The following is a 14,459-nucleotide window of genomic DNA, read 5'->3' on the forward strand; positions in this document are numbered from 1 at the left end:
GTCCGGCGACGGCATGGATAGACTCGTCGGCGAGCAGCAGACACATACTGGAGGTGCAGGTGGCCAAGGACGACACCGACCGGATCGAGCGTGAGATCGAGATCGCGCGCGCCCGGTTGGCGACAACGCTCGACGAGTTGGCGGTGCGCGCCGATCCCCAGCGGATCGCGGACGACACCAAGGCGATCGTGGTCGCCAAGCTGAACGAGCCGAAGGTCAAATACACACTGATCGGCGCGGGCGCCCTCGTAGCGGGCCTGGTCCTGGTCAAGATCTTCCGCCGCTGAAGACCGGCGAACACCAGAACCCCCGATGCGGCACCGGCCACATCGGGGGTTCTGTGTAAGACAAACGGCTCCACCACGGGTTTTCGGCCGCCTCGCGCCCGAGGGGCGAGACGTACCGCCGAAGGCGAAGTATCGCCCCTCGGGCGCGAGGCACCAGGGGCCGAAAACCCCGCGGCGCCAGCCGCCGAAAACTACTGCGTGGGGCAGGCCAGGCCGTCGCCGTCGGGGTCCAGGTGCGGGGAGTAGCCGGCTTCGCCACGGAACAGGGGGGCGCGGCCCTGCGCGTAGGCGTCGTCGCAGCTGCGGAAGGCGCCGCCGGCCGAGCCGGACTGGACCAGGTTGGCCGAGCCGGTCGCGCCGAGGAGCGAGTCGAAGCTGGAGGAGCCGGTGCCCGCGGAGCCGGTGGGCACGTTGGCATGGGCGGCGGGGACGGCCAGCAGGGACAGGCCTGCGGCGGCGAGGCTGACGGTGAGCCGGCGAACGTTCATGAATTCCTCGATGTCTGCTGCGGTTCGGTTGTGGGCCCGGACACTTGACGCCGCGGGCGGCCCCGTCAACCTTCACGACGGGGCCGCCCGTTGTCAACCGCGCGGGACCCTACCGCGGCACCGTGAACTCCGGTCGGTTATTCACCCAGCCGTCGCCCGGTCCGGTGTTCGGCCGGGACGGTGCCCATGCGGCCCGCCTGGAAATCCTCCATGGCCTCGATGATCTCCTCGCGGGTGTTCATCACGAAGGGCCCGTACTGGATCACCGGTTCGCGCAACGGGATTCCGCCGAGCAGCAGGACCTCGAGATCGCCGGTGCTGCTGTGCTGGCTGGTGTCGGCGGTCAGGGTGATCGCGTCGCCCTTGCCGAACACCACCAGCTGTCCGGCGCTGATCGGCCTGCGGTCGACGCCGACGGTGCCGGTACCAGAGAGCACGTAGGCCATGGCGGTGTAGTCCTTGGGCCACGGCGTCTCGAGCTGCGCGCCGGGGACGAGCGAGGCGTGCGCGTAGGCGATGGGGGTGTAGGTGGAGCCCGGACCGGCGAAGCCGCCCAGCTCACCGGCGATGACGCGGACCAGCGCGCCGCCGTCGTGCGAGCTGACCAGGGTGAGTTCGCCCGCGCGCAGGTCCTGGTAGCGCGGGGTGGCGAACTTGTTCGCCCGTGGCAGGTTGACCCACAGCTGGATGCCGTGGAAGGTGCCGCCGGAGATGACCAGCTTCTCCTCGGGCAGTTCGTCGTGCAGCATGCCGGAGCCCGCGGTCATCCACTGGGTGTCGCCCTCGCTGATGACGCCGCCGCCACCCTGGGAGTCGTGGTGGACCATGGTCCCGTCGAGCATGTAGGTGACGGTCTCGAAACCGCGGTGCGGATGCCAGGGCGCGCCCTTGGCCTCGTAGGGCTCGTAGGCCACCGGGCCCATCTGGTCGAGCAGGATGAACGGGTCTGCCGCGCGCAGGTCGACGCTGGGGAACGGGCGGGTGACCTCGAAGCCCGCGCCTTCGCGCTGCCGCGTGGCGGTGACGATCTGGCGGACGGGTCGCTGGGTCTCGGTGACATCGGGACGGGGCAGCCGGGGCAGCACCATGATGTCGTCGACGGTGATTGCGGGCATGGGATGCGCCTCCTGGACGGATCTGCGGTCTCTTTGTTTCCATGTCAACCAAATGGGTTCTAGGATCATTCCCGTGACTCGATGGTTGTCCGACGAAGAGCAGCAGACCTGGCAGGCCTACATCCGCATGCGGCAGCGGCTCGACGCCGCGATCAACGCGGGCCTGGCCGAACACGGGCTGTCGATGGCCGACTACGAGCTGATGGTGCCGCTGTCGGCCACGCCGAACGGCTGCATGCGGGCCAAGGAACTGGCTGGCGAGGTGTGCTGGGACAAGTCGCGGCTGTCCAAGCAGCTGGCCCGGATGGCCGCCCGCGGACTCGTCGACCGGCGGCCCGCCGAGGACGACGCCCGCGGGATCGTGGTCTCGCTGACCGAGGCGGGCCGGGCGCTGCTCGGGCGCGCCGCGCCCGAACACGTGGAACTGGTGCGGGAGGTGTTCGTCGACCGGCTGACCCAGCGTGAGAGCACCGCGATCCGGTCGCTGTCGGAGAAGGTGATCGCGGCCAGCGACAACCGAACGGCATTGCCGGGTTAACGAATTCGCGCGCGTCGTCGATGCATCGGTCGAGGGTCGGGCTCGTCGAATCGAGGGGTGGCTATGACTGTCGTTCGCGCACGGGTGGCCGGTGCGGTGGGTGCGGCGCTGATCGTCGTGCTCGCCGGGTGTTCGTCCGCGTCGGAGGACACCGCGACGCCGACCACCACGTCCCCGGCCACCGCCCAACCGGAGACGCCGTCCGCCACGACCGATCCGGGCACCACCGTGCCGTCCCCGTCCGCCACCACCTCGACGGCCGCTCCCGCGACATCGACTGGTGCGCCGTCCGGCCCGGCGACCACCGTCGTCTCGGTGGTCGCGGTGGACGCCGCCGGTCAGCCCGCCGACGGATTCACCGTCACCAGCCCCGACCCGTTCGGCGCCCTGGACTGCCGATACGCCCAGGCCGGCCGCTCGGGCAATACCGCGGGCATCTACTCCGGCTGCGGCGCCTCCGCCGACTCTGCCGACGTCTGCTGGGCGCCACCCGGCAACACCACCCTGCTGTGCGCGAACGATCCCTGGCAGCGGACCCTGCGCCGCTACACCGTGACACCGCAGCTCACCCCGGTCGGGCGCACCGAATCGCCCGAGCCGTGGGCACTGGAACTGGCCGACGGCAGGCACTGCCGCATCCGCGTCGGCGGCGCGTGGGGTGGCCGCTCCGACGGCCTGGTCGGCGCGTACTCCTGCGACGGCGGACACGATGTGGTGCTCCAACCCGCCGAGGCGCGCACCGCGATCGATACCTCGTCGAGCACCTGGACGGTGCGGGTCGGCCCGCTGGGCTCGGGCAACCCCGACTTCCCACCCCCGCTGGTGGTCGCCGTCCGCACGGCGTATTTCGCGGCGGCCGCGAGCTGATCGGAACCTCGCCGCGGCCGTCACGGTCCGCGGGCCCGACCGTTCGGCGCGCGGTCTACCCGCTCAGGTCAGCGCACGGCCCGTGGTCGCGGTGATGTGGTCGGGGACTTCACCCGTGTAGTCGCCGGTGGTCAGGGTGCCCGCGGGCTCGAACAGCAGCAGGGTCGCCCCGTCCGCCGAGGACGGACGGTGCTCGACGCCGCGCGGCACCACGTAGGTGTCGTTGCGGCGCAAGGTGACCCGGCGATCGGGCGCACGCAGGTCGATGTCGAGCACGCCGTCGAGGACCAGGAAGAATTCGTCGGTGTCGTGGTGGGCGTGCCACAGGTGCGCACCGCGCACCTGTGGCCAGGCGCACATCCCAGTCGTTCACGCGGGCCAGGATGCGCGGGCTCCACAGCTCGTCGAAGGAGGCGAGGGCGGCGTCGATATTGCTCGGTCGATCGGTCATGACCTCATCGTCACGGTTGCGCCGGGCATCCCGACAGTGCGATGAATGGCATATGCCGAAAGATTTCTCGCACCCGGGCCTGCACCGGATCGCGGCGCTGGTCGACGTGGGCTCCAACCCGTTCGAACTGGCCTGCATGACCGAGGTGTTCGGCATCGATCGGCCCGAGATCGGCGGGCTGCTCTACGATTTCCGGCTCTGCGCCCATCAGCGCGCGGTGCCGATGCGTCAGGACTTCTTCACCATGACCGGGCTGGCCGGCCTGTCGTTGCTGGACACCGCCGACACGGTGATCGTGCCCAACCGGCCCGACACCGCGACACTGCGTGATCCGGCGGTCCTCGCCGCCATCGCCAGGGCGCACGCGCGCGGAGCCCGGCTGGTGGGCATGTGCAGTGGAGCGTTCACCCTCGCCGAAGCCGGGGTGCTGACCGGGCGGACCGTCGCCCTGCACTGGCAGTGGGCCCCGGAGTTCCGGCGGCGATTTCCCGAGACCACCGTCGACGACGGCGTGCTGTTCATCGACGACGGCGACATCCTCACCTCGGCGGGCAGTGCGGCCGCCCTCGATCTGGCGCTCCATCTGGTCGGCCGCGACCACGGTTCCCGCGTCGCCGCCGCCGTCGCGCGCAGGCTCGTCTTCGCCGCGCATCGCCGGGGCGGGCAGCGCCAGTTCATCGAACGGCCGGTGCCGCGGGACCCCGGGCCGTCCCTGGCGGCGACCGTCGAGTGGGCCGAACAGCGGGCGACCCAGCCGATCACCGTCGCCGACCTCGCCGCGCACGCCTGCGTCAGCGTGGCCACCCTGCACCGCCGCTTCCGCGCCGAACTCGGTTGTACCCCGCTGGCCTGGCTCACCGCCCGCCGCCTCGATCACGCCCGTGGACTGCTCGAATCCGGAGAGCTGCCGATCGAGCAGGTCGCCACCGCGAGCGGCCTCGGCACCGCGGTGAATCTGCGCACCCACCTCGCCGCCGCGACGGGCCTCACCCCGACGGCGTACCGCCGCCAGTTCCGCACCCGCCCCGCGTAGGTGAGGTCAGGCGACGGTCGACTCCGTGGGGTTCTCCAGGAGTTCGGCCTGGCCCGCGACGACACCGGTAAGGATGGCGCGAGCCACGGTCAGCAGTTCCTTCACCCGCGGTGAGGTGAGTTCGTAGGTCACCGACAGGCCCTCGCGACGCGCGGTCACCAGTCCGGCCCGGCGCAGGATCGCCAGTTGCTGAGAGAGATTGGCCGCCTCGACGCCGACTTCGGGCAGCATCTCCGAGACCGCGTGTTCGCGCTCGCTGAGCAGCTCCAGCACCCGGATGCGGACGGGGTGTCCGAGGGTTTTGAAGAAGTCGGCCTTCATCTGATACAGCGGCCTGCTCAGTCCTGGCACCGTGGCGAACCCCGTCCCTGAAGTGGCGGTATGGTGTTTTCTAACTTTAGCAAACAAGCTAACAGGAGAGATATGCCGCTCGTTTCGCTCGACGGGATCCAGCTCAACTACGACGTCACCGGGTCGGGCCCGGTGGTCCTGCTGGTGATGGGCAGTGGCAGTCCGGGGCGGGTCTGGCGAACCTATCAGGTGCCCGCACTGGTGCAGGCGGGTTTTCGCGTCGTCACGGTGGACAACCGGGGGATCGCGCCGTCGGCCGAGTCGGCCGCGGGGATCACCATGGCCGATCTGGTCGGCGACACCGCCGCGCTGATCGAGCACCTGGGCGCGCCCGCGCACGTGGTCGGGACCTCGATGGGGTCGCGGGTGGTGGCCGAGCTCGCGCTGGCCCGGCCCGAACTGCTGGGCAAGGCGGTCATGTTCGCCGCCACCGCCCGCCCGCATCCGGTGACGAGCACCCTCAACCGCGGCGAGCAGGCGCTGTTCGACAAGGGCATCCAGCTGCCCGCCGAGTACGCGGCCGCGGTGAAGGCGATGCTCAACCTGTCGCCGCACACCCTGGCCGACCCGGCCAAGGCGCAGGAATGGCTCGACATCTTCGAATTCACCTCGGGCAAGGGCACTCCCGGCACCCGCGCGCAGCTCGGCATGGACCGGTCGCAGGACCGTCGCGAGGCCTATCGCCGGATCACCGTGCCCAGCCTGGTCGTCGGTTTCGCCGACGACCAGATGGTGCCGCCGCGCTTCTGCCGCGAGGTCGCCGAGGCCATCCCGAACGCCCGCTACGCCGAGATCGAGCGCTGCGGCCACTACGGCTACCTCGAACAGCCCGACGAGATCAACCGGCTGCTGGTCGAATTCCTCGCCGGCTGATCACGTGACGGTTCGCCGCGGCGGCTCGGGCTGGATCAGCTTGTCGGCCGCGGCGGCGGCGATGGCGCGCGCGGTGGCGGACAGGGCGGGGGAGTCGAGCTTCCACTGCTGCCAGTAGAGCGGGACGTCGATCCGGGACCGGCCGTCGACGTTCACGAGAGTGCCTGCGGCGCGGTCGTTTTCGGTCTGCAGGTCGGGCAACATGCCCCAGCCCATGCCGAGCCGCACCGCATCGCCGAAGGCGTTGGACGAGGGCACGAAGTGGGTCGGCGGGTCGATGGGGTCGGGGGACCGGCCGCGCACGTGGCGGAACTGCAGGTCGTCCTTGCGGTCGAACTGGATCATCGGGGCCCGCGCGTAGGAGCCGGGCCGCGCGTCGTCGGGAAACCAGTGCTCCGCGAAGTCCGGGCGGGCCAGCGGCTGGTACCGCATGGCGCCCAGCGGTTCGACCTTGCAGCCCTGCACCGGCGTCGCGGTCGCGGTGATCGCCGCCATCACCGTGCCGTCGCGCAGCAGCCGGGTGGTGTGTTCCTCGTCCTCGCGGTGCAACTCGAAGCAGATCGTGCCGGAGACGCGGGCCAGCGCGGGCAGCACCCAGGTTTCCAGCGAATCGGCGTTGACCGCGATCGGGATCCGGGCGGGCCGACCGGCGGGCCGGTCCGCGTCGCCGAGTTCGCGCGCGGTGTCCCCGGCGAGCAGTTCCACCTGGCGAGCCAGCCGCAATACGGCGAGCCCGGATTCGGTGGCGCGCACCGGTTTCGAGCGCTGCACCAGGATGCGCCCGGCCGCCTCCTCCAGCGCCTTGATCCGCTGGCTGATGGCCGACGGGGTGACATTGAGCCGCCGCGCCGCGCCGTCGAACGTGCCCGCGGTGAGCACGGCGTCTAGCGCGCGCAGCTGGTCCAGTTGCAGATCCACCTAAGCGATTCTAATGGTGCTGAAGAATCATTAGCTGGTCTGAAAATTGATGGTCTCTTACCGTCGACAGACGTGACGGCATCTTCCGCGGCACTGGCCGCCCTCTCCGGATTGGGCTTCGGGCTCTCGCTCATCGTGGCGATCGGCGCGCAGAACGCGTTCGTCCTGCGCCAGGGCGTGCGCGGGCAGCACGTGCTGCCGGTGATCGCGGTGTGCGCGGTGTCCGACATCGTGCTCATCGCGGCGGGCGTGGCCGGGTTCGGGGCCGTCGTCGAGGCCGTGCCCGCGGTGCTGGCCGTGGCGAGGTACGCGGGGGCGGCCTTCCTGCTCGGCTACGCGGTGCTGGCGGCGCGGCGGGCGCTGCGTTCGTCGTCGCTGATCGCCGATGCCGCGGGCGCCTCGGCGGCGGTGGGGGCCTCGGTGCTCACCTGCCTGGCGCTGACCTGGCTCAACCCGCACGTCTACCTGGACACCGTCGTACTGCTCGGCTCGTTCGCCGGCACCTACGCCGCGCCCGATCGCTGGTTCCTGGCCGGGGGCGCCATGCTGGCCAGCGTCGTCTGGTTCCTGGCGCTGGGCTACGGGGCGCGCAGGCTCGGCCCGTTGTTCGCGCGCCCGGCCGCGTGGCGGGTACTCGACGCGCTGATCGCGGTGGTCATGCTCACGCTGGCGGTCGGCCTGGTGCTGTCCTGAGCCGCGCTCAGGACTCGGCCCAGGGTTTCACCGGCGGCTTCACCCACAGCAGCTTCTCGTCGGCGTGGGAGCGCACCGCGGCGGTGTGCCCGGGATTGCGGGCCGCCCAGGCGTCCTTCCGGTCGAGCAGGTCCGCGACCACCTGCCAGGTCTCACCCGTGCTGGGTGGATTGGTGTCGGCGGCCCTGGCCAGCTTGCGCAACGTGGCCGCGGGCAGGGCGAGGAGTTCGGCGCCGTGGATGTCGCGGTCCCAGAGATAGGCGGCCAGTCGGCGGGCCTTGGCGACGCGGCTCGCGGTGGCCGCGTCGGAATGCGCGTGATCGGGTGCCTGATCGGCGCTGTCTGGCACCCGGCGATTCTACGACGAACGCCCGCGTCCCGGTCGGCGGAGACCGGGACGCGGGCGTTCACCCGTGGGATGGCTCAGTACGCGCTGTTGACGTTGTCCATCGAGCCGTAGCGGTGCGCGGCGTAGTTGCAGGCCGCGACGATGTTGGAGACCGGGTTCCACACGTCGAACGGGGTGCCCTCCACGTGGTACGCGGCGAAGGTCGGGTCGATCACCTGGAGCAGGCCCTTGGAGGGGATGCCCATCGCGGCGTTGGAGTCCCACAGGTTGATCGCCTGGGGGTTACCGGTCGACTCGCGCATGATGTTGCGGTGGATGCCCTCGTAGGTGCCGGGGATGCCCTTGGCGGCCATGATGTCGAGGGCCTGGCGGATCCAGCCGTCCAGGTTGTCCGCGTACACCGGCGGGGCCGGGGCGGGCTCGGGCATCGGGGCCGGGACGGCCTCGGGGGCGGGCGCGGGAGCCGGAGCGGCCTCCGGCGCGGGGGCCGGGGCGGGGATCGCCTCGACGGCGGGAGCGGCGCCGACGGCGGGGACGGCCTCCGCCTGCTCGACGACCATGGCTGCACGCTCGGGCACGCTGTCGTCCGCGAAGGACACGGCGGAGGACGCTGCTACGGCGACCAGGCCGACCGCGGCGACGGCCACGGTGAACGCCTCACGGCGAGATCGACGGCCGATGACGGTGCTGAGCTTGTCTTTGTTGAGCATTGCTGTTCTGTTCCTTCATCTCTGTCTGGCGACCGCGGGCCCGGGTGACGGGCGCGGTGGATCGCGCAGCGCACGCAGCGGCGCACGCCGGTCAGGCGATGTGTTGTTTCTGTCTGTATGGGAATGTGCGACGCTGTCGGGGTCGGGACGCTCGATGGCGGTCCCGCGCGTCGCACGGTGCTCCACAGCTGGCTGCGGGGAGACCACGCGCTGTTCGGTTCTCGTGCTCCGAAGGTTGGATACCTCGGGGCTAACCAAACCGCAGGTCTGTTTGTGACCTGATTGCAGAATGGTCACGACGGGTTAACGCAAGGTGAACGGAACCTGAACGGCAAACGTTGCCGATCTTGGTCGCTTCGCCGGGTGGTTGCAGAATCGTTATCTATGCAGGGGGTTTGCCGACGTCAGCGGTGTGCCGCGGGTCACAGAAAAAGTTTGCCCAAATCTGGTTTCGCGAGCGTTTGCGCAGCTCGAGCGTGTCCGGATCGGGACAGCTGTGACGGATCGAGCGATGTCGATGGCGATCCGATAACAGCCTCGTGACCGTTGTCGAACGTGCCACTCCGATGCAAAAAGACCGCATCCCGGCAGTTTCGGTAACTGCCGGGATGCGGTCTGTTGTGCGCCATCAGGGACTCGAACCCCGAACCCGCTGATTAAGAGTCAGCTGCTCTGCCAATTGAGCTAATGGCGCTTGGTTTGCTGGATTCGCGACTCTGGGAGAGAACCTCTCGGTCTCCCTCTCAGCCCCGCTCTCCGGTGCGGAACAAACATTAACAGGCTTGGGGCCGGAAAGTGAAATCGGGCTCTGACCAGCGGCGATGCCGGGCCCTTCGAGTTGTTAACGACAGCGGCCCCCGGACGTATCTAACGATTGTGACTTGGTCGTGTCGCGGGGTCTTTCCCGTTGGTGGCGACCAGCTGGGCTGGCAGAATGGCGGGGCGTCGGTATGGAAACGGGGTTGAAACATGGGTAAGAAGCGGGGGCGACCTCGGTCGCTGCGGACGATGGTTCCGGTGGCACTGCTCGCGGTGTTCGCGGTGGGCGCGACGGCGTGTTCGGCCGCGGAGGGCGCCGGGGTCGAGGTCGCGATCGACCGCAACCCGATCACCGAACTGATGAAGCCGAAACTGGTCTCCGAGATCAAGGACGGCCAGGTCGGCGTCTCGCCCGGCATGCCGATGGCGTTCCAGGTCGAGGACGGCAAGTTTACCGAGGTCACGCTGACCAACAAGGAGGGTCGCGCGGTCGCGGGCAAGCTGGCCGCCGACGGACGCTCCTGGGCGACCAGCGAGGTGCTCGGCTACGGCAAGACCTACAACCTGACCGCCTCGGCGATGGGCCTGGGCGGGGTGAACTCGACGACGCTCAGCTTCACCACGAGCTCGCCGAACAGCCAGACCAAGCCGTACCTGCTGCCCGGTGAGGGCGAGGTCGTCGGCATCGGTCAGCCGGTGGCCATCCAGTTCGACGAGAACATTCCCGATCGCCGTGCCGCGCAGGACGCCATCAAGATCACCACCGAGCCCGCGGTGGAGGGCGCCTTCTACTGGGTGAACAACCGCGAGGTGCGGTGGCGGCCGGAGAATTTCTGGGCGCCGGGCACCAAGGTGACCATCGACGTCAACGTCTACGGAAAAGACCTGGGCAAGGGCCTGTTCGGGCAGGACAACATCCACTCGTACTTCACCGTGGGCGACGCGCAGATCTTCACCGCCGACGACAACACCCACCAGGTGACCGTCGAGCGCAACGGCCAGGTGATCATGACCATGCCGACCTCGATGGGCAAGGACAGCACGCCCACCGACAACGGCATCTACATCGTCAGCGACCGGCACGAGAAGATCATCATGGACTCCTCGACCTACGGTGTCTCGGTGAACTCGCCGGACGGCTACCGCACCCCGGTGGACTACGCGACGCGAATCTCCTACAGCGGCATCTTCTTCCACTCGGCACCGTGGTCGGTGGGGCAGCAGGGCTACTCCAACGCCAGTCACGGCTGCCTGAATCTGAGCCCGGCCAACGCGCGCTGGGTGTACGAGAACGCCAAGCGCGGTGACATCACGATCGTGAAGAACACCGTGGGCGGCACGCTGTCCGGTGTCGACGGCCTCGGTGACTGGAACATCCCGTGGCCGGAATGGAAGGCGGGCAACGCCGACGTCGCCTGAGTCGTGCGGAAAGCGAAGGGCCACCGGGGTTTCCGGTGGCCCTTCGTCGTTCGTGGGGTGGCTCAGGCGGGGGTCGGCAGGTCGCTGCAGTCCATCATCGCCTCGCCGGCCACGGCCATGGCGCTGCCGAACGCGCCGCACAGGATGCGGCCGCCGAACAGCAGCCGGTCCAGGTTGGGCAGGCCGGCCGAGCCGGTGCCGGAGGAGCCGGTGGTCTCCACGCCGGAGGTCGAGCCGCTCTGGGCCGAACCGGACTCGGGCAGTTCGCTCGGGAGCCCGAGGTCGGCCTTGGGCGCGGGGGTCTCCGCGACGTAGGCCGTGAGGGGCAGGCCGGGCGACTCGGCCGCCGCGACCCCCGCGACGGGGCCGAGCGCGGTGGCGGCCGCGAAGGCGGCGACGACGGTGGAACGCTTCATCAAGTGGTCTTTCCGGTCGAGCTCTGACGAGATCTGCCCCACATCTGGGCAGTGGTCCAGAGTGTAGCGGGCAAACGTGATGTTCGTCATGAACCCCGGCGCCGGATCTACTACGCGGTAGCCGCGAGCCCGGAATCGCCGGGGAGCTCGGCCGAGATGCCGACGGCGAGATCGCCCGCGACCACCCGGCGGGTGCCGCAGCGGCAGCGCTGGTAGGCGACCAGGCCCTCGCTGGTCCGATGGCAGGACTCGATCCACCAGGTGTGGGAGCTGTGGCTGTTCATGCTTCGAGTCTGTTGTAATGGCATTGTGCATTACAACCATTACGGACGGGAGCCGGTGCAGCTCGGGATCGAATTGCTCAACGACCCGTGCGCGTCGGCCGCCGAGCTCGCCGCGCGCTGCGCCGCCGCCGGGCTGGCCCTGTCCTGCGCCCCCACCGACGGTGATCTCGCCTCGGTGACGGCGTTCCTGCGGCGCTGGCGGCGCGTGGTGGAGTGCCCGGCGGCCCCGGCTCGCGCCGAGCTGCTCAACGCACTGCTGGTCGAATACGCCTCGGCGCCCCGGCTCACCGACCACCTGGGCGACGGCTGGCATCTGCATTTCCGTGACCCCGGCGTCGCGACCGACCGGCAGATCGCCGCGCTCATCACCGTCGGCACGGCACTGCACCTGACCGGCCTCGGGATGGACCGGCTCGGCGTCTGTGCGGCCGACGGCTGCGCGCGGGCCTACGCCGACACCTCACGCAACGGCAGACAGCGGTTCTGCAGCCCCGCCTGCGCGAACCGGTCGGCGGTCCGCAGACACCGGGCACGCAGCGCGGGCCCGTAGCCGCCGCCCACGGCCCAGGGCCCGGATCCCGGCGCGCGGCGCGGTTGTCGCCGAGCCTCGGCCCGGCACCGGAAACCCGGTGCGCGGCGCGGTGGTCGCCGGGATCTCAGCTCAGTACCGGGAAGTTGGCGCGGAGCACGCCGTGGGGGTCGCGGGCCTGTTTGAGGGCGCGCAGGCGGGTCAGGGTCGGGGCGTCGAAGGCGGCGCTCGCCGATTCGCCGGGGGCCAGGAAGGTGTAGGGCTTGGCGCCGGTGATGTGCGAGCCGAGCCCGTCGAGGACGGCCGCGAAGCCGGCGTGCACGTCGTCGACGAGGTGGGGCAGGCCGAGGCCGAGCAGGTACAGCGCGTACGGCTCGGTGACCGGTCCGCGCGCGCCGTCGTCCGGGTTCGCCTCGGCGAGCGCGCCGCCGAGACCGCGCAGCTGGATGTTGAGCAGGGGCGCGACGGGAGCGTCGACGAGGGTCTTCACCACCGCGTCGCCGAGATCGGTGAGCAGTTCGCCGCGCGACAGGGACGGGCTCGGGTCGGTCGGCTCGGCGGTGATGGTGCCGAGCTGGTCCGGCGTCATGGTCGCGCGGGTGTCGAGGAGGGCGCCGGGCAGGGCGTCCAGGCCGCGGGTGAGCGCGCGGCCCGTGGCGGGGTCGCCGAGGTAGGCGAAGTCGAGGGCGACCGTGGGCGCGGCGCCGGGCAGCTGGTAGCGCTGCAGCCATACCGACAGCTCGGCGGGCGCGTCGGTGGTGAGCGCGGTGAACAGCTCGAACGCCTCGTGGGTGCGGTCGGCCGGCCAGCTCACCCGGCCGCCGTAGAGCTGGGGCAGGGGGAAGAGGTCGAACTCGAGGCCGGTGACGATCGCGAAGTCGCCACCGCCGCCGCGCAGCGCCCAGAACAGTTCGGGGTCGCTCTCGGCGGTGACCCGGCCGCGCGCGCCGTCGGCGTCGACGATGTCGAACGCGCGCACGGCATTGCACGCCCAGCCGTGCGCCCGCGCCAGCCAGCCGAAGCCGCCGCCCAGGGTGTAGCCGGTGACCCCGACGACAGGGTTGCTGCCCGCCAGCCCGCTGAGGCCGTGCGCGGCCGCGGCCGCCTGGACCCGGCCCCACTGGGCGCCGGACCCCACCCGCGCCACCCGGTGCTCGGCGTCGACGGTGATCTCGTCGAGCGCGCCGGTGCGCAGCAGGATGGCGTCGTCGATGTCGCCGGTGGCGCCGTGGCCGGTCGGCTGCGTCACGATCGTGCGGCCCGTCCGGCGCGCGTAGCGCACGACGGCGGCGATGTCGTCGGCGTCGGCGGCCGCCACCACGGCGCCGACGGACTGGCGCACCGCCACGTTCCACGGTTGGGCCGCCCGGTCGAAGCCGTCGTCGCCGGGCAGCAGCACGGTGCCGCGGACGGTGCTGCGCAGTTCGTCGATTCCCATGTCCGATTTCCTCACTCTGCTCGGTGGTTCATCGAGTAGACGGCGGTGGGCCCGCGAGTGTGACATCCGTACCGGGGAAACGAAGAAGGACCGGTTCCTGGGGAACCGGTCCTTCTCTTCGGGGTGACTGACGGGACTCGAACCCGCGACAGCCAGGATCACAACCTGGTGCTCTACCAACTGAACTACAGTCACCATCACCGGTTATTCACCGGCGCGGTAAATAGTAGCTTGTCTGCGGCCTCAGACCCTAATCGGCTGGTCGGGGGCTTGATCCGGTGACATCCACGGCCTCGGTGACGGCTTCGGCGGCGGTCGCGATCTCCGTGGTGGACGGGCCGGGCAGCGGCACGAACGCGGTGCGGCGGTAGTACTCGAGCTCGCGGATGGACTCTTTGATGTCGGCCAGCGCGCGGTGCGCCAGGCCCTTCTCCGGCTGGCCGAAGTAGATGCGCGGATACCAGCGGCGGCACAGTTCCTTGATCGAGCTCACATCGACCATCCGGTAGTGCAGGTGCTCGTCGAGCTCGGGCATGTCCCGGGCGATGAAACCGCGGTCGGTGGCGATCGAGTTGCCGCACAGCGGCACCGTGCGCGCGGTGGGCGCGTACTGGCGGATGTAGGCGAGGACCTCGGCCTGGGCCTGCTCCAGCGTCACCGTGGAGCGCCGAACCTCTTCGGTGAGACCGGATTTGGCGTGCATCTCGGCGACGACCGGTGGCATGCAGGCCAGCGAGGCGTCGTCGGCGTGGATGACGATGTCGACACCGTCACCGAGGATGTTCAGGTCGCTGTCGGTCACGAGCGCGGCGATCTCGATCAGCTTGTCGCTGTCGAGACGGAGCCCCGTCATCTCGCAATCCATCCAGACCAAGAGTTTGTCGGACACCTGAGTCACCCTAACCGGGCGATACAGTTTGCCTGGAATTCCCCGCAGACGT

The 14,459-nt window shown here is 70.1% G+C and carries 19 protein-coding genes and 2 tRNA genes; 8 read left to right on the plus strand and 13 right to left on the minus strand.

Annotation, left to right across the window (positions count from 1 at the left end; translation table 11 throughout):
- The first annotated feature begins 53 nt into the window (after positions 1-53).
- Entirely contained in the window at positions 54-287 is a 234-nt protein-coding gene (locus EL493_RS10590) for a DUF3618 domain-containing protein (protein ID WP_019045588.1), read from the plus strand.
- A gap of 191 nt (positions 288-478) precedes the next feature.
- Here the strand turns inward: EL493_RS10590 and EL493_RS10595 are convergent, their stop codons facing one another.
- Positions 479-775 (minus strand): excalibur calcium-binding domain-containing protein, encoded by a 297-nt coding sequence (locus tag EL493_RS10595; RefSeq protein ID WP_019045589.1) that lies wholly within the window; start codon positions 773-775, stop codon positions 479-481.
- Positions 776-912: 137 nt separating this feature from the next.
- Entirely contained in the window at positions 913-1,890 is a 978-nt protein-coding gene (locus EL493_RS10600; protein WP_019045590.1) for a pirin family protein, read from the minus strand.
- Between the two features lie 73 nt (positions 1,891-1,963).
- Between EL493_RS10600 and EL493_RS10605 the strand changes: the two genes are divergently transcribed.
- Both EL493_RS10605 and EL493_RS32260 read left to right on the plus strand, forming a co-directional pair.
- A complete protein-coding gene (locus EL493_RS10605) occupies positions 1,964-2,428 on the plus strand; it encodes a MarR family winged helix-turn-helix transcriptional regulator (RefSeq protein WP_022567120.1) in 465 nt (154 codons plus the stop codon).
- Between the two features lie 63 nt (positions 2,429-2,491).
- Entirely contained in the window at positions 2,492-3,295 is an 804-nt protein-coding gene (locus tag EL493_RS32260; RefSeq protein WP_022567121.1) for a hypothetical protein, read from the plus strand.
- A 63-nt stretch (positions 3,296-3,358) separates the two neighbouring features.
- Here the strand turns inward: EL493_RS32260 and EL493_RS10615 are convergent, their stop codons facing one another.
- Positions 3,359-3,655 carry a cupin domain-containing protein gene (locus EL493_RS10615; protein WP_019045593.1) on the minus strand — a complete coding sequence of 99 codons (297 nt, stop codon included), beginning with the start codon at positions 3,653-3,655 and terminating at the stop codon, positions 3,359-3,361.
- A 143-nt stretch (positions 3,656-3,798) separates the two neighbouring features.
- Between EL493_RS10615 and EL493_RS10620 the strand changes: the two genes are divergently transcribed.
- Positions 3,799-4,779 carry a GlxA family transcriptional regulator gene (locus tag EL493_RS10620; RefSeq protein ID WP_019045594.1) on the plus strand — a complete coding sequence of 327 codons (981 nt, stop codon included), beginning with the start codon at positions 3,799-3,801 and terminating at the stop codon, positions 4,777-4,779.
- Positions 4,780-4,785: 6 nt separating this feature from the next.
- On the opposite strand, the gene EL493_RS10625 is transcribed toward EL493_RS10620, so the two are convergent.
- Positions 4,786-5,100, minus strand: a complete 315-nt coding sequence (locus EL493_RS10625) for an ArsR/SmtB family transcription factor (protein WP_019045595.1) — start codon at positions 5,098-5,100, stop codon at positions 4,786-4,788.
- A 102-nt stretch (positions 5,101-5,202) separates the two neighbouring features.
- Here EL493_RS10625 and EL493_RS10630 point away from each other — a divergent pair, with 102 nt between their 5' ends.
- On the plus strand, positions 5,203-6,003 hold the full coding sequence (locus tag EL493_RS10630) for an alpha/beta fold hydrolase (RefSeq protein ID WP_019045596.1): 801 nt from the start codon (positions 5,203-5,205) through the stop codon (positions 6,001-6,003).
- On the opposite strand, the gene EL493_RS10635 is transcribed toward EL493_RS10630, so the two are convergent.
- Positions 6,004-6,921: a LysR family transcriptional regulator ArgP gene (locus tag EL493_RS10635; protein ID WP_019045597.1), complete on the minus strand. Its 918-nt coding sequence runs from the start codon at positions 6,919-6,921 to the stop codon at positions 6,004-6,006.
- 72 nt (positions 6,922-6,993) lie between these two features.
- Between EL493_RS10635 and EL493_RS10640 the strand changes: the two genes are divergently transcribed.
- Positions 6,994-7,614, plus strand: a complete 621-nt coding sequence (locus EL493_RS10640; protein WP_022567122.1) for a LysE/ArgO family amino acid transporter — start codon at positions 6,994-6,996, stop codon at positions 7,612-7,614.
- A gap of 7 nt (positions 7,615-7,621) precedes the next feature.
- Here the strand turns inward: EL493_RS10640 and EL493_RS10645 are convergent, their stop codons facing one another.
- The 3 genes from EL493_RS10645 to EL493_RS10655 all read right to left on the minus strand — a co-directional run bounded on the left by EL493_RS10645 (position 7,622) and on the right by EL493_RS10655 (position 9,367).
- The gene (locus EL493_RS10645; RefSeq protein WP_019045599.1) at positions 7,622-7,963 is read right to left on the minus strand and encodes a hypothetical protein; all 342 of its coding nucleotides are present in this window, start codon (positions 7,961-7,963) and stop codon (positions 7,622-7,624) included.
- A gap of 74 nt (positions 7,964-8,037) precedes the next feature.
- The gene (locus tag EL493_RS10650) at positions 8,038-8,673 is read right to left on the minus strand and encodes a transglycosylase SLT domain-containing protein (RefSeq protein WP_019045600.1); all 636 of its coding nucleotides are present in this window, start codon (positions 8,671-8,673) and stop codon (positions 8,038-8,040) included.
- A gap of 621 nt (positions 8,674-9,294) precedes the next feature.
- Positions 9,295-9,367 (minus strand) — tRNA-Lys (locus EL493_RS10655).
- Between the two features lie 275 nt (positions 9,368-9,642).
- Here EL493_RS10655 and EL493_RS10660 point away from each other — a divergent pair.
- Positions 9,643-10,851 (plus strand): L,D-transpeptidase, encoded by a 1,209-nt coding sequence (locus EL493_RS10660; RefSeq protein WP_022567123.1) that lies wholly within the window; start codon positions 9,643-9,645, stop codon positions 10,849-10,851.
- A 62-nt stretch (positions 10,852-10,913) separates the two neighbouring features.
- Here EL493_RS10660 and EL493_RS10665 read toward each other — a convergent pair whose 3' ends face one another.
- Together EL493_RS10665 and EL493_RS32265 are read right to left on the minus strand one after the other, a co-directional pair.
- Positions 10,914-11,267, minus strand: coding sequence for a hypothetical protein (locus EL493_RS10665; RefSeq protein ID WP_019045602.1), 354 nt, complete (start codon positions 11,265-11,267; stop codon positions 10,914-10,916).
- 110 nt (positions 11,268-11,377) lie between these two features.
- Positions 11,378-11,551: a hypothetical protein gene (locus tag EL493_RS32265; protein ID WP_019045603.1), complete on the minus strand. Its 174-nt coding sequence runs from the start codon at positions 11,549-11,551 to the stop codon at positions 11,378-11,380.
- Between the two features lie 25 nt (positions 11,552-11,576).
- Here EL493_RS32265 and EL493_RS10670 point away from each other — a divergent pair, with 25 nt between their 5' ends.
- On the plus strand, positions 11,577-12,101 hold the full coding sequence (locus EL493_RS10670) for a CGNR zinc finger domain-containing protein (RefSeq protein ID WP_019045604.1): 525 nt from the start codon (positions 11,577-11,579) through the stop codon (positions 12,099-12,101).
- 106 nt (positions 12,102-12,207) lie between these two features.
- Here EL493_RS10670 and EL493_RS10675 read toward each other — a convergent pair whose 3' ends face one another.
- The 3 genes from EL493_RS10675 to orn all read right to left on the minus strand — a co-directional run bounded on the left by EL493_RS10675 (position 12,208) and on the right by orn (position 14,407).
- On the minus strand, positions 12,208-13,518 hold the full coding sequence (locus EL493_RS10675; protein ID WP_019045605.1) for an FAD-binding oxidoreductase: 1,311 nt from the start codon (positions 13,516-13,518) through the stop codon (positions 12,208-12,210).
- Between the two features lie 122 nt (positions 13,519-13,640).
- Positions 13,641-13,713 (minus strand) — tRNA-His (locus EL493_RS10680).
- A gap of 55 nt (positions 13,714-13,768) precedes the next feature.
- The gene (gene orn, locus EL493_RS10685) at positions 13,769-14,407 is read right to left on the minus strand and encodes an oligoribonuclease (protein WP_019045606.1); all 639 of its coding nucleotides are present in this window, start codon (positions 14,405-14,407) and stop codon (positions 13,769-13,771) included.
- Positions 14,408-14,459 lie beyond the last annotated feature (52 nt).

The sequence above is a fragment of the Nocardia asteroides genome (assembly GCF_900637185.1).
GTDB lineage: Bacteria > Actinomycetota > Actinomycetes > Mycobacteriales > Mycobacteriaceae > Nocardia > Nocardia asteroides.